We start from the raw sequence: 14,457 nt of genomic DNA, 5'->3' as shown, positions 1-14,457 counted from the left end.
TTACAGCGATAGTTAAATTAGGATATGCCGATTGTATCTCAGCTAATCTTGCATTACCACAATCATCATCTGCTACAGTAAGTTCAAAAGTTTTAGTTGTAGCATAACAAGTATTACCTAATACCCATGCAATTTCATCTACCACAGCATCAGGAAATCCTGATTCTCCAACAACAGTACAGATTGCAGAAACCTCTCCTACAAATGTTACTACTGAAGTTCCAAGTACTGCTGTTGATGCTTTAAATGTTGCAATTTCTGCATCAGTTACTGCGTCATCTGTAACTAGTGTATAAATTCCTACTCCGTCTACATTTCCTTTTCTTGAAATAGAACCTGAAACAGTTCCTGGTAAGTTATCTACTGTTGCTGACAAATCTGCTCCATCATCTTCTACTGTAATGTGGTATACAAATCCTGCATCAGTTGCTGTGAAACCACTTGGGCAATCTTCACAAGTTTTTACGCTTCCTGCACTTGTAATCTCAAAGTCAGCTAAAACTGTTGCTGAAGGAACTAATACTGTATATACAGATTTCTCATCTCCAATTCTGTCAGTTTTTACTACTTTGTAAGTAGGGTATTGAGCTTGAACTCTTGCAAAAGCATTTGAATCTCCTGCATCAGTTACTGTCAAACTTCTAAAAGTGTAAGCTGTTCCTGATAAAGCTCCGTTTTCACTGTTTACAGCAATAATGTCTACGTAATCAGTAATTGGTGCTCCACCTAATAAAGTCATTCTTTGGAATTCTTTTACTGCATATTCTACTCTTTCTTGCATTGTAGCGAATTCTCCTTCCAATACATTTCCATCAGAATCTACGTAAGGTGCTTGCAAAGTAACAGCCACTGTAACTTCTCCTGTTTTGTAACCTAATTGTAACATAGGTTCTCCGCAAAGTGTTAACTCAATTACAGAAGAAGAAGTATTTTTTAAAGTTAATTCTGTTCCATCTGTTCCGTTGAAACCTACTATAAAATCATCTACTTTTACTCCCACTGATTTTGGCGCAAATACTTTTAAATCTACTACCTCGCTCAATTTGAATGGTAATGAAGCATAAGGCTTGTTGTCTGTACTTCTTGTTACAGGTAGGTCTTTTTTACCTAACAAGATTTGGAAATCTTTATGTTTTGGTAAACCTACAAAACTAGAAACTACTTTTTTTCCGTTTTGTGTAAGTGCTTGTGGGTCGTTATCCACAACTGCTAATACACCCTCAGTTACGTTTAATGAACCTCCAGATGTAAGTACTTTACCATCTAAAGGAAAAAACGCTCTGTTTTGTGAATTGTCTAAACTCATTTTTTGTTTGTTTTAAATTATTTATTGTTGATTGTTATTATTAAGGTTTTTGCACTGAATTTATTTTTTCAGCTTGGAATTTTTCATTATTTCCGTTTAAAAAGAATTCTGATACACAAGCATCAATTATTCTATTTATTAATTTATCATCAAATTCTGGATGTGATAAGAAATCACTTTCAGGATTTTCTGGGTTAACTAATTTTATTTGTTGTGGATAACGATAGTAGGATAGGTATGCTGAATCTATCGTAAATTCATCTGCTGTGTAGATTTTTAGTTTATCAGATGAAAAGTGGTAAGGTGCTTCTCTGTACTTAAATGAGGGGTTTAACATTTCATTTTCTAAAATGTTGTTTCTGTCATCATCTTTTATTTCAAAACAACTTACTCTTTGTTTTTGACACTCACCTTTAGAAACAAGGCAGTATAAGTTTGAGTGGTCAAATAAATCTTTTGGTAGTTTAAAGTCTACATGGTTAAGGTGAACTGAAGATGATATTAATTTTTTATCGTCTACTAATATTTTTTGTAAATACCTAATATCATCTTCAAACCTTTTTTCTAATATATACTCAATCATTCTATTCTGTTGATTGTTGTATATATTTGCAAACCTACCTTTATCACAACTTAACTGTTCTGTTGTGGCATTTCCGTTTATTTTAATTATGAAACGTTCATAGGTTTGATTTGCTGTCATTTTTATTCATCTAGTGTAATTGCTAACTTTTCTAGTAATGCGGAAGAATTTTGAACAGTTTTTGAAGCTTCTTTAAAATCTTTACCTAAAACTTCATCTTCAAATATTACACCGTCCATAGTTTTTTTAACTTTTTTCTTTCTATTCAGTTCTTTTAAAGCTCTGTATATTTTTATGTAAGTTCTTCCTGCATGTGATTTATGAAAATTCTCATAAACTTCTAGGAATTGTTTTGGATTTTGATTGTCGTCTTTATCCAACCAATTTGTAAAGACAGAGTTCATTAATGCTTCATCGGCTTCATCTAACCCTGTAATACCTATATATTCTAATAAAGTTGCCAATTCTTCTTTATCATCATCTAATAAATTAACGAATTTTGCAATAGCTTTATTTTTCTCAATTTCTCTTTTTTGTGTTGCTCCAACTACCGTCTCTTTATTCTCAACTGAAAATTGTGCACATTTTTTGAAAAGATTTTCGCTTTCAAAACCTACAGGTGCTAATTTACCATGAATGATAAGGAAATATAATTGAGCTAATTCTAAAGGCTTATTTGTATTTAAAACACTATCTGCTGTTATATGGTAACAAAAATCATCCCAAAATTCTGTGTTTTTAGCGTCTAATTTATCTTTTCCATAGATAGACAACAGTTTATTATAAATCTCTTTTGTGACTACTTTTAAATGTCTTTGTAAGTCTTCTTTATCTTTAAATATGTTATTTAATCTTGTTGAATTTTCATCAAGTGCAATATCATAACTCATTTTTTGACCATCCCAAATAGCTAAAGGAACTCTCGTTACAGATGCCTGTGGGTCTAGTACTTTTGTTGTTCTGTGTTTTTGGAAACCATCTAATGCATTTGCATCAAACTTATTTATAATCTGATAAGATTTACCAATCTCAATTTCAAATTTTTCTCCGTTTCCTTTTTTGTATACGGTTATTTTTTCGCTCATTTTTGGTTTTTATTTTTTCTTGGTTTATTTTAAGTTTTGAATCCCCCATATTTCAGAGGGATTCTCTACTTATTTTATTCTTAGTTTAATCCGTTTCTGTAAGAAGGGTCTAACTCAATAATTACATATCTTGAGAGGTCAGCGACCCATGAGGCACAAATCGAATAAATCCAGAACCCTTGTGTTTGGTACTTACTTGAAGATACAATGTTAGCATTTGATTCCATTGAGTAACGCCCATTTTCAGAACCCCAATATGTCATTGCTTGTTCAGGTTTAACAATATACATGTTAGCTCCTGCATCTGCTCCTTCAACCAAAGTTGCTCCTTGTGGTAAAGTTTTGTTGTTACTATATTTTTGGTCAGCAACGTCCCATACTACCATTGAGTAAGCTGTGTGTGCTAAACCACCTTGGAACATTCCTGATTGGAATCTATCAGCTCCTGGGTAGTGGTCTAAAGCAGGGTCGTGTTTAATTCTAACTTTTCCGATACCTTGTAAATAACATTCTACAAAACGTACAGGGTTTAAAACTAAGTTTAGATTATCTGCTCCTGTTACAACAGGTTTTGGTAGTTGTCCATCTGCTCCTAACCATCTTTCAATTTGTGGCATTTGTGCATTAATCTCATCTTTAAAGATTTCATACATATTTTGTTTAGCATAAGTACCTACAGAGAATTCTACAAATCTTAATTCTTCTGCTAAATCACTAACTCTAAAGATATATTGAACAGCTTCCATAATGTGAGCACGAGTAATACCCATTGGTCTACCATATTGAATTAATTTACCACGTCTGATTTGGTGGAAAATACCTTCATTTAATTTAGTAATACCATTAGTACCTTGTACTGTACCCGCTTTTTGGAATAAAAGTTCTGTTGCTACTGATTTTTGGTGTTTTTTATGAAGCAACATTTGGATAGTACTTCCTAAGTGTAAACTTCCTTTTTTAAATCCTACTTTTCCATTCTCACCTTTTGTTACATTTGTAGCTTCTGTGATGAAAGAGAATTCTCCGTAGTTGTTTGCTTCTGATTCTAATTCACTTAAATATTCTTTAGCTCTTGAAGATGCTCCTGAGAAAGATTTCATTCCTGCTCTACCTGTCATGTAAGACTCTGCTCCACTCATGTTTCCTAGTTGGAACATACATTTCATAGTGGTTGGAGTATCCATTAAATCAAAGTTCTCATAGTTTGTACCATACTCTCCAAAAACAGAGTGACCTACTTGGAAATATTGAATACCTGAAACTAATAAAGAAGTATCATAAGAAGCATTTCTATCCGCATCTGTTAATTTTACAGGCATGTCCCAACCACCAGGAATCTGACGAATTGGTTCTTCATCTGTAACAATAAGTTGATGCTCTCCATACATTAAATCAACTGTAAGTTTTACACCTGGTGCATATCTTTTATTTAAGGCAATTCTAAAAATAGAACCATCTAAACCTGCATTAGGATAAGAAGTTGAATAGTCTCGGATAGTCATACACTTACCTGAATCTTTGATTGCAATTTCATAAGTAAATGAACCGTCTGCTCCACTTACATTTAACATTGCTTTTTTCTCCATCAAAGCCTGATAGATTGGGTAAGAAGTTTTAGCTTGTTGCCCCCATAGTTTAATAAGACCTAAATTGTATTTATCAGGGTCTTGTTCGTAGAATGAACTTAGTGTAGTAGTATCAAAGTATCCTGCCATAGATTGAACAGTCTTTTTATTTGTCATACCTACCACTAAGTCACCGTTGTGAATCATCTTAATTGGTGATTGTGTTACGCTCATTGTTTGTTTTTATTTAAATTGTTAATTGTTTAAGATTTCTACTGAGAACGTGTCTTCTTTTGAAGTTTCTGTTTCTACAGGTTTTTTAGATGTTTCTTTGGCGATTCTACTTATTTTTCTCATACCATCTATTTGAGTAGCTCTTTTTACTTCTTTCATTTTTTCGGCTAGATATTTTTCTTTATCTGCCATGAAAAAAATCAATTCAAGTGCCTCTTTTGGGTCTTCTATAAGTTTTTCGTAAAGTTCGTCTGAAGCAATGTTACCGTTTTCTGTTTTTTTAGTTCCTAAATCTACTATCTTTTTAACAAGTGTTTCAGGATACTGAGCTTCTTTTGCTAACTTATTTAGATTACTTTTATACTCTTTTAGTTTTTCTTGTTCGGCGATTTTTTCTGCTTCTAAATCTTGGGCGATTTTTTTAAGTTTGTTATCGTAATCTTCGTGCCAAATTTTTACTTCTTCTTTAGCAACTAGGTCAAGTTCGTTTTCTTTAATATCTATCTCAACTAAAGATTTTGCTTTTGCATCCGAATGACCTAATCTTTTATATTTTCTAAAAGCAATTTCTTGCTGATGTACTTCATTATCTAAATCCCAACCTAATTCTTCTGTATAAGGTTTTACTAAAGCCTGTGGTTCTTTAAATATTTCTTTTAAGTCGCCACCTTTTAATAAAATGTCTAAAATAGCTTTTTTATCTTCCGAAAGGTTTTCAACAGGAACATATTTATCTTTTGCGTCCTCAGCTTTTAAAGCTTTTTGGTCTTCAATAATTTGTTTAAACTCTTCTTCAGGTATTTCTTCTAACTCAGATAGTTTAATTTCTGTTCCGTCTTCTTTCTCTATTAGAATATCTTCCCACTCTCCTGAATTTAATAATGTTTTTACTACACTATTATAATTAGTAAAATTTTGTACAGTTTTATTTTCTTTCTCTTTTGGAGCGACTTCTTCTTTAGGTTCTTGTGTTTCTAATTCCGTAGTCGGTACAGGTGGAAGTTGTTCTTCATTTTCATCTGTTAAATCTAATTCTACTTCTGTTATTCCTGACGGAGCTTCAACTGAGAATTGACTCGCTATGTCTTCAAATGAAAATTCTTGTGTGGTTTCTTCTTGGTTCATTTTTATTTTGCAAATTTATGTTATTATTTTTATATATGAAAAATCCTTATATTTTAGGTTAATAGCACTTATAAAATTTATAAGTTTGTAATTTAGTTCTTATTTATTAAACTTGTTTGTAATTGAGTATCTATCGCTTTTTCTTTAATTCTTTGTTCGTTTTGCTTTAATTTTAATTCCTGTAACTTTATTTTTACATTAGTTAACCCCTCTTCCACTTTTCTAATGTGGTCTTGTTCTTTTAAACCGATTTCTTGTTGTTTAAAATCATTTTGAATAGTATTTTGAAGTCCTTTATCAATTCTGTCATAGCTTAAATCATTTGCATCTTTATCAGATGCACGTCCAAGAGCTCCTAAATATGAATCTTCCAACTTATACTCACCACGAATATGTTCAAGCTCTTTAGCTCTTTCATGTTTCAAAGCTTCCATATCCTTGTCAGCTTGAATAAGTTTGTCATTCTGTTCTGATTCATGCTGTCTTTGTCTTTCTTGTTGAGCTTCTGCTTCCATTCTATTTCTTCTACCTATATCAATAGCATCGGTCATAGATTTAGCTGAGACAATTTCTGCAAATGCTAACATATCATTATTAGCTGTATTGATTTGAAGCATTGTTTGTTTATAAAGCTCCAACTCTTTTTTATCTGTTGATGAGTTTACACATGTAAGTCCAAAGTTTCTAAGTGGGAAATTTGGGTCAGATAGTGCTATAAATGCTTTTGAGCCATCTGATTTTGTAAATGTGGAAAAATAATCTTTATAATTTTTTTGTGCGTATTGTGCAGCAGTTAAGTGTAAAAGATTAGCTTTTTTACTTGAAACAGACATTACATTGAATATACTCTCTGTCTGAGCATAAGTTGCCGTCATTCCTTGTTTTATACCCTCGGCTGTTGAATACTGACTTGCTACTCCTAATCTTTGTGGTGTAATACCAATTTGTTCTAATGCTTGTAATTTGAACTGTGTGGCTAACAACATTCTATTATTAATTTGAGCTGTGAAATCCATATTCTGCATTCCAAAAGCATTCATTTGAGGTGCAGAGCCTTCCATATTAGCTCTTGAAGTATCAACAGGAACTATTCCTAAATCTTGTATAATGTCATACATTTGTTCAAGTGATTCTCGAACATTTGTGTTGTTTTTATATTCAGATGGTAAATATTTTACATCAAATAAAAAGAATGTACCAAGTTCTTTCTCTAACAAAGAGTATATTTGGTTCATTACTATGTTATGCTTAATGATATAGGGATGTAGTTTTTTAGCCATGGAATCCCCTATATAACCCGCCACAGGTAACTGAACGTCATATACTTCACTACTACCTTTCATTTGAACAGGCGCAGGGTCTCCTCCTATATATAAGTCTTCATTTAAGAATGAATTATGTGCTTTTATTTTTACGCCCCATCTTACCTCAGGTATCCAATCCCAAACTACTGTATTTGGTTGTGGATTTTTTTCGGCTTCTTCTAAAGTAGTATTTCTTAAAACTTTGATTTCATTTTCCTTTAAAAAGTGCGGAAGTAAATCATCTGTTACAAATACTGTGTCTAAAAACCCATCTTCTGTTGTGTAATTTAATACTCCTACTTTTCTCCAACTTCTCCAATAACATTCTACTGTCTGTATTAAGTCGTTTCTTGGTATAATGTCGCTTCTTAGATTTTTAGCGTAATGATTATTCATAAAAGAGTTACCTCTTTGTAAAGGTGAAAACCATGCGGGTATTTTTTTCTGTTCACCATTATCTAAAACTACTGTCTCTCCTAATGGTGTATCAAAAAGATTTTGCATTTGCAAGGTCAAGTCGTAATCGTGATAACCTTCAAATGGAACTATTTGTGTTTGCCCAAAATTATTTTGAACTATTTTTTCTAAACTGTTTGTTTTTACGTTTCCTGCTGTTTCGCTTGGTTCATTGTAAAAACCTAAAAGTCTTTTTTGAATATCTTCTGGAATTTTATCTCCCCATCTATTAACTATATTAGACGGACTCATAAATGTAAGTCTACCTACATATTCTGCTTGTTGTGGAAATCTAATATCTAAATCTTCTGAAAAAAACACTTCGCAAGGATGCCAACGTTCTGGTTTATAGTAGTCGTAACCTATGTGATAATGTCTAAACCATCTACCTGTTAGCATATAGTCTTCTATTTCTAGTAAACTATCGTGCTCCATATTAAAGTCATCTCTTGTCCAATCTCTTTCTAAGGTTTTTTCAGCCCATTCCGAAGCAACTGTTTTAAAAGACTTTAATAAATTTTCCTGTATTTTTTCAGGAGGTAATAGTTTGTCTTTTTCAGCCTGGATTTGTTGTAAATACTGTTGTTTTTCTTCCTCTGATTGAAACTGTTGTTGAGTATCAACATTAATTCCTCTTTTTAAAAGACCTTCTTTTAATTCTAATTGAAAATGGTTAACAAGCCAATCTTTAACTTTGGCTTCTTGGTCACGCATAAACTCATTATCAGACTCTTCATCGTTTGTAGATATTTGATATAAATCTCTAAAGTTAGGATATTCTCCTTTTATTTGATTTATAATAAGTCCTAGAAAGTCGTAGTGTTTCGCATGTGCGGGAATACCTGCCTCTTCTCTAAGTTCTAATATTTCATTAGTAACATCAGATAAAGCATAATCAGAATAAACAAGTTCGCCTCTTACCATTTGGTAAAATTTGACAAGTTCTTGATTTCTTATATATTGTTTCTCCGCAATTTGTTCAAGTCGGTCAAGTGTTCCTTTTTTAAACGATTCTTTCTTTTTACTTGAAATTTTCGTCTGATTAGGTAGCGAGTCCGAATAACTCCCACTTGATGCTAAGTTTGAAAAAAATGCGTGATTTATACTATCACTCATTTAGGTTATGATTATTTAATTTGCAAATTTAGTTTATTAGTGTTATATTTGCAAAATCCTTATAATTTTACTATTTAACCGAGTAATCTACTTCTTCTACTTCCACCTAAAACTCTTTTTATGTGATGTGTTTTTTTAACTTGTTCAGGTCTATTATCAGATAATTTTGCTTCTACCCATTCCGAGTTTAACTTGTGAGCCATTATAAGAGCTATACCAAAAGTTGTTATTCTATCATGGTTTGCTCCATCTTTATAGTTTATAATTTCCTCTAATAACATTTCATCGTTTATTCTCTCTATACCTGTTATAGTCTCTCCATTTTCATCTTCGCTTGAAAGTTCTTCGTTACAGTAACTTATAACCTTACTTAATATAGCTGATTTATTCCCTTTTGGCGAAATTCCATAGGCTCTTTTAGTATTACTGTTTATAGTTAAATCTCCTGCTAAATTAAATGATGGCACTAAATACTCTTCTGTCTTTCTTATTCCGTCGAGGTATAACTTAAAGTCCATATCCTCGTTTTCCATTAAAACATCTGCGTTGTATGCTTCTGCTAACAGAAATCCTATTTTATGAAATTTACTATGTGGGTCAGGTCTACTTGTATATATTGCTACTATCCTATCTCCCCATTCGTCTCCTCCTGATTGTCTTTTATAGACAACAAAGCATCCTAATGAATCCGTATCTGATTGTTCTTGTTTATAATCGTCTAGTCCTATCACATACAATCCTCTTGGTGGTTTTACTTCAGGGGGTTCTTCAAAAAATATTACAGGAGAATCGTGAAACCCGCCAATGTGAGGAAACTTTGGTAGTTGTTTTTGAGAAAAATCTATCTTTAGTTTACCATCTATTTTTACTACATCTGCTTTTTTACCTGTTAAACCAAGTTGTCTTATCTTGTCTAAATGTTTTACAGCATATTCTCTTGGAAAAGGATTTAGTTTTGAAGATAGTAACATTTCTTCTGGGTCGATAGGAAAATACAGAGTTTCTTTAGTTAATAGTTTATGGTCTTTTTTTACTTTTTCTCGGTCTTTTTCTATTGTTTCTTTTGCGACTTTCCAATCTGTTACTTTTATTTTTATTTTTTCAAGATTTGGTGCGTCTTCTAACTTTAAATATTCTTTTAAATTACTGTCTATTTTTACAAGACCTTGTTTTGCCGACATTTGACCAGGTATAAAAGTACCAAAAGGTCTTTTTTTCCATGTTCTATATTCTAAAGGAACTCTACTATCTAGTGTTTCCCAAGCCATTTCTAAAACATCGTTTGCTGTTGGGTCTGATAACACTGTAAAAGCATCTTTAGCCAACTGCTCATTCCCCGCAGTATTATGTGTAATAAATCCATTTGCTATATAAGTATTAGTATTACCTGCTGTTAAGTTATATACATCTTTTTCTCCTATATATTCAATACTTTTAATTGATAATCTTCTTAAATTATCAAGATTTTTTTTATCAACAAAATAATTACCTTTATCCTCTAATGTTTTTTCAAAGGTTTTAATTTTTGCTTTTTTATTAGCTCGTATAGGAGTTTCTTTATTATTTATGTAATTTTCTATCTTACACTGTTTTCTACTATCAATTAAATAGATGTTATTATAAAATTTTAGTATATCTTCATGTTTAGATATAGACAATTCATATATAGGTAATCTACTGTTATCTGTTAGTGTGCAAATATTTCTATTACTTAAAGATATGGTAGAATCTATTCCTAATTTTAATAAATTAAATTTTAAACTTTCTATTAAATTAACACTTATACTATTTAACCTTATTCTTAAAGTATTTTTATCCCGATTAAAAGTTACACTCCCATCTGCATCAAAGTACCCACCTAAAAAATCACACAAAGATTCTTTATTGTATAAATCTATATTTTTAGGAAATGTTTTCTCTGTTTTTACTAAACCATCTATCCCTGCAAATTTAGTTATCTTACCACTGCCTTTTATATAAACTCTTCTATATGTTGTACTATTTTGAGTTGTAAACTCTTTCATAACTTTTAAGTTGTAGCTTTTAAGTAGATAATTATAAACATCTTCACCTTCTAAAGAGAGTTCTGAACCTGTTTTAGAATTATACCCATCACCAACTAATAACCCTAATAATCTAGCATCAGTATTATACAAATCACCAAAAATAGGAGCATCATAAGTTAAATATAAAAAATCTCCTTTTTTTAAATCTTCTGTTTTTTTAAAGGTAGCCTTTTCATAATTTGTTGCACTTGATGTAAGTAAAGGGTGGTCATTACTGCATTCTATAGTGTTGTTACCAGTAGTTGTTATTCTATAACAAGATTTTTTATTAGGTGGTTTAATCCAAGTTATTGGTTCTTTCGATATACCTTTTCCATTATATCCTAAAATACCCTCTTCTTTTTGAATGTCTTCTATATTAACTACCTTACCACTATTTGTATAAACTTTTGTCCCTGCACAAACACACCCGCATAATACAACTGTTGCTCTCTTTCCATAAGGAGAATCAAGTGCAGGCTTTAGTGCCGCTAATTGGTCTGTAAAAGGGAGTTTCATAATTTCATCTATAATCACTTCGTCTGGGGTATAACCTGCTAAAATTTCTGATGATTTTTCTCCTCCTTTATTAAGGTTAATTACGTGTAAAATAGAATTTACTATACTTTTTCCATCTTTTCTTTTTAATCCTAGTTCTACTTTTTTATCCCAACTATCGTTTATATTTGGAATTCTGAATGCTGTGTTTTTATTTTGAGAGTCTATTTTGAAATTAGTCTCTATTTGGTCTAAGTCTTTTGTTGACCCTCCTGCACATATTAAATTTAACTTCCCAATTGTGCTTGCATAACCTAATCTTGATGCTAACATAGTTGTTTTTGCAGCACGTCGAGTTGCGGCTAGAAACAACATCTTGTCTGTTTTTCTAGCTTTTTCAAAATTTTCCATTACCCAAAACTCATTATCTCTGAACGGAGGAACTCCAATAACGTTATCTGAACTTACTTCTTTAGTTACAGGATTTACTTTCTCTATTGGATATTGAGTAGTAAATATATTCATGTGATAGTATTGCCATCCTGAGATATACAACCCGTCTATTTCTATACCTGATTCTAACTTTTTATATTCATTAACATAAAACTGTAAGGTTTCTTTATCTTGTTCCCAATAGTGTTTATCAGAATTCCACTCAGGAACATCCTTTGTGTAAAGCAACATATCGTTATTTGGTGGAGTAATAAAGTCAATTCCCATAGCATCTAATCTTCTTTGTACTTCAGGGTAAGCTTTGGAAATCTTTTTATGCATAGTTAGGGGAGCTTTTTTATTATCCCAAAACTCTATTCCATCTCCTTGACTTGTATCATCTTTAATATTTAAAGAAGCTATTGTATCATCTATTTTTGAAACTGTTGTGTATAAATGATTGTGGAATTCTATCTCACTTGCTCGTAAATCTACGTCTTCAATCTTTGAAATATCAGAAACTGATATGTAATCATCAGCTCTTTCTGTATGTGTATTTATAATATCTAAAGCTTGTTTTGTGAAGTCTTTAAATATTTTTAAATGGTGGTCTCCCTCCGCTTTCTTTACGAATAATTTCATTCTATTCAAAATAGCTAAAGCAAGTTGATTTTGTACATCAAATTCTGATTTCCTTATTTCTACGTCAGTTTTGGGTTTTCCTACCCCATCCCATACTAAAAATCTCCAGTCATTATCTTCTATATATTTTTTGTACTTTTTAAAATGGGGGAGATTTTTCTTTATAGAATCTTTTATATATTGACTCATACTTTACTAAAATAATTAAACCCCCAATTAATCTTGAGGGTTTTGTTGTTTCATTTGTTCAACCATTTTTTCTATGTAATAATCATAAGCTCCATTCTCTAAGGTTGCTTTTACATAACCGTCTATTGTGCCTTTTACTCTTTCTTGTAGTTTTTCTTTTTCGGCGACCATTTGGGTTTTTGGTACTACATGTGCATATTCTTCACATGCTTCTGTAATTTTCTTTGGTAGGATTGGTGCGTTGTCTAACTGAATATAAGTTTCAACTAAACTATATAGATTGTAAAATAATAGTTGAGCATCTTTTGCATAAACATCTAAAAAGATAACTTTTTCTACAAATAGTTGTTTTAGTTTGTCTGTTATTACTTCTTTTCCTTTATCTGTTTCTTCGTTATCTTTAAAGAATTGAGAAGCAAGAAGTTTATCTTTTTCTTTTATCTGTTCTTTTTCTTTTTCTACGATTTTATTGTAGTTAGTATAATCCTCATACTTTTGTACTATGATGTCATATAGTTTGTTTATTTGGCTATCCATTCTTGTTTTTCTTCTTCTGTTAGTTCTTTTTCCGCCGTTTCAATTTTTAGTGCTTGTTCTACTCTCGTATAAACATCTTCATCATCCATTCTTCTTAGAAAGTCTAATGAAATTCCATTCTGTACTGCTTCTGTTTGAAAAACTGCAAACAAAACATCTCCTAAATTATAATTACTTGGCATTAACTGCATTGCTCTTAGAGCTTCGTTTCTATATCTCAATTTATACTACTTTTACTGTGAATATTATTTTTTCTGTTGTATCATCTTCAAAGGTTACTGTCACTGATTTATTCCAAGTCCCTTTTGAATCAACCGCTTTATAAGTGATTGTTAAATTATTTTCATTAAATGTTGCTTTAGTGCAACTCATGCACCCCGCTTTACTTTGCTTAATTATTTTTGGAAGTGTAAATTCTTTTGATATGCTACTTCCTTTTTTTACTGTTCCTAGTTCTAAATTCATTTTATTCCATTTTTTGTTTGACTTGTGTTTGGTACATAAATACTTCTCCAATAATTTTCAGGACAATCTTCCTCCTTTATTTTTGATTTTTCGTGCACACTGCAACCACATGTGGGACTTAAACATTGTCCTAAATCCTTATGAAATGATAAAGTCACTAAGGATAGTAAATCTGAGAAAAATTTTAGAGTTTTTTGTTTCAGTGTTTTCTTCTCTTTAAAGTTCTTTGAATTGTAAACACAATTAGCACATTTTTCTCTTCTCTCTTTTACCCAAGGTTCTCTCCCTTTTAAAAATCTACTTTTTATAGCTAACCAAATCCAATGAGGTTTTTTTACTTTTATTATTTCTGCGTCAATTACTTTAATATTGTTTATATTCATTAGCTCATTTGCATTAAAGGTTCTGAATTAAAACTTGAAGCTCCTAAAGAAGTAAATAAACTTACAACAGATACTGCGTTTTCTAAAGCTAATCTGCTTACTTTTGTTGGGTCAATTACTCCAATATCAAAAAGATTAACTTTTTCTTCTGTGTCAATATCTATTCCTGCACCATATTGTGACATTATGACATAGTCTAAATATTTATTAGCATCAATCCCTGCGTTTTCATAAACTTGTAAGAAAGGTGCTTTTAAAACTTCTTTCATTACTTGTGTGGCTTCATTAGTTCCTTGCAACATATTAGAAATAGTTAAGTAAGTTACTCCTGCTCCTGCTACATATCCTTCTTCAATACAAGATTTAACTGCCTTTAAAGCGTCATCTACTCTATCTGTTTTTTCTCTTTTGTCGGATTTTGAACCACCACCAACATAAATCATTGCAACACCACCTTCTAATTTTCCAAGTCTGTCTTTTATTGTTTGTTTT

General features: G+C 31.4%; 12 protein-coding genes. All 12 read right to left on the bottom strand.

All coding sequences use genetic code 11. From position 1 onward, the window contains the following. Window positions 1–1,306: hypothetical protein (locus ACIQ2X_RS17525; RefSeq protein ID WP_396180334.1), on the bottom strand; the 1,306-nt coding region annotated here is incomplete at its 3' end. A gap of 40 nt (window positions 1,307–1,346) precedes the next feature. After that, the gene (locus tag ACIQ2X_RS17520) at window positions 1,347–2,009 is read right to left on the bottom strand and encodes a hypothetical protein (protein WP_396180333.1); all 663 of its coding nucleotides are present in this window, start codon (window positions 2,007–2,009) and stop codon (window positions 1,347–1,349) included. A gap of 2 nt (window positions 2,010–2,011) precedes the next feature. After that, window positions 2,012–2,974: a hypothetical protein gene (locus ACIQ2X_RS17515; RefSeq protein ID WP_396180332.1), complete on the bottom strand. Its 963-nt coding sequence runs from the start codon at window positions 2,972–2,974 to the stop codon at window positions 2,012–2,014. Window positions 2,975–3,054: 80 nt separating this feature from the next. After that, window positions 3,055–4,773 carry a hypothetical protein gene (locus ACIQ2X_RS17510; RefSeq protein ID WP_396180331.1) on the bottom strand — a complete coding sequence of 573 codons (1,719 nt, stop codon included), beginning with the start codon at window positions 4,771–4,773 and terminating at the stop codon, window positions 3,055–3,057. Between the two features lie 21 nt (window positions 4,774–4,794). Then, window positions 4,795–5,898 (bottom strand): hypothetical protein, encoded by a 1,104-nt coding sequence (locus ACIQ2X_RS17505; RefSeq protein WP_396180330.1) that lies wholly within the window; start codon window positions 5,896–5,898, stop codon window positions 4,795–4,797. 92 nt (window positions 5,899–5,990) lie between these two features. Further along, on the bottom strand, window positions 5,991–8,774 hold the full coding sequence (locus ACIQ2X_RS17500) for a hypothetical protein (RefSeq protein ID WP_396180329.1): 2,784 nt from the start codon (window positions 8,772–8,774) through the stop codon (window positions 5,991–5,993). Window positions 8,775–8,848: 74 nt separating this feature from the next. Then, complete coding sequence (locus ACIQ2X_RS17495) at window positions 8,849–12,580, bottom strand: LAGLIDADG family homing endonuclease (RefSeq protein WP_396180328.1); 3,732 nt, start codon at window positions 12,578–12,580, stop codon at window positions 8,849–8,851. 27 nt (window positions 12,581–12,607) lie between these two features. Further along, entirely contained in the window at window positions 12,608–13,117 is a 510-nt protein-coding gene (locus tag ACIQ2X_RS17490) for a hypothetical protein (RefSeq protein ID WP_396180327.1), read from the bottom strand. Further along, window positions 13,102–13,338: a hypothetical protein gene (locus ACIQ2X_RS17485; RefSeq protein ID WP_396180326.1), complete on the bottom strand. Its 237-nt coding sequence runs from the start codon at window positions 13,336–13,338 to the stop codon at window positions 13,102–13,104. The genes ACIQ2X_RS17490 and ACIQ2X_RS17485 overlap by 16 nt, the downstream gene beginning before the upstream one ends. Window position 13,339: 1 nt before the next feature. Further along, the gene (locus ACIQ2X_RS17480; RefSeq protein ID WP_396180325.1) at window positions 13,340–13,582 is read right to left on the bottom strand and encodes a hypothetical protein; all 243 of its coding nucleotides are present in this window, start codon (window positions 13,580–13,582) and stop codon (window positions 13,340–13,342) included. Continuing rightward, window positions 13,579–13,965, bottom strand: coding sequence for a hypothetical protein (locus ACIQ2X_RS17475; protein WP_396180324.1), 387 nt, complete (start codon window positions 13,963–13,965; stop codon window positions 13,579–13,581). The genes ACIQ2X_RS17480 and ACIQ2X_RS17475 overlap by 4 nt, the downstream gene beginning before the upstream one ends. Beyond that, the coding region (locus tag ACIQ2X_RS17470) for a TCP-1/cpn60 chaperonin family protein (RefSeq protein ID WP_396180322.1) at window positions 13,965–14,457 on the bottom strand (493 nt) is incomplete at its 5' end. The genes ACIQ2X_RS17470 and ACIQ2X_RS17475, both read right to left, overlap by 1 nt.

The organism is Flavobacterium sp., assembly GCF_044368625.1.
Taxonomy (GTDB): Bacteria; Bacteroidota; Bacteroidia; order Flavobacteriales; family Flavobacteriaceae; genus Flavobacterium.
This window is presented reverse-complemented; position numbering and strand designations above follow the sequence as displayed.

Bases quoted from the DNA above. Each gene is read 5' to 3' on its own strand.
- ACIQ2X_RS17520 (WP_396180333.1), bottom strand. From the start codon at position 2,009: ATGACAGCAAATCAAACCTATGAACGTTTCATAATTAAAATAAACGGA.
- ACIQ2X_RS17515 (WP_396180332.1), bottom strand. From the start codon at position 2,974: ATGAGCGAAAAAATAACCGTATACAAAAAAGGAAACGGAGAAAAATTT.
- ACIQ2X_RS17510 (WP_396180331.1), bottom strand. From the start codon at position 4,773: ATGAGCGTAACACAATCACCAATTAAGATGATTCACAACGGTGACTTA.
- ACIQ2X_RS17505 (WP_396180330.1), bottom strand. From the start codon at position 5,898: ATGAACCAAGAAGAAACCACACAAGAATTTTCATTTGAAGACATAGCG.
- ACIQ2X_RS17500 (WP_396180329.1), bottom strand. From the start codon at position 8,774: ATGAGTGATAGTATAAATCACGCATTTTTTTCAAACTTAGCATCAAGT.
- ACIQ2X_RS17495 (WP_396180328.1), bottom strand. From the start codon at position 12,580: ATGAGTCAATATATAAAAGATTCTATAAAGAAAAATCTCCCCCATTTT.
- ACIQ2X_RS17490 (WP_396180327.1), bottom strand. From the start codon at position 13,117: ATGGATAGCCAAATAAACAAACTATATGACATCATAGTACAAAAGTAT.
- ACIQ2X_RS17480 (WP_396180325.1), bottom strand. From the start codon at position 13,582: ATGAATTTAGAACTAGGAACAGTAAAAAAAGGAAGTAGCATATCAAAA.
- ACIQ2X_RS17475 (WP_396180324.1), bottom strand. From the start codon at position 13,965: ATGAATATAAACAATATTAAAGTAATTGACGCAGAAATAATAAAAGTA.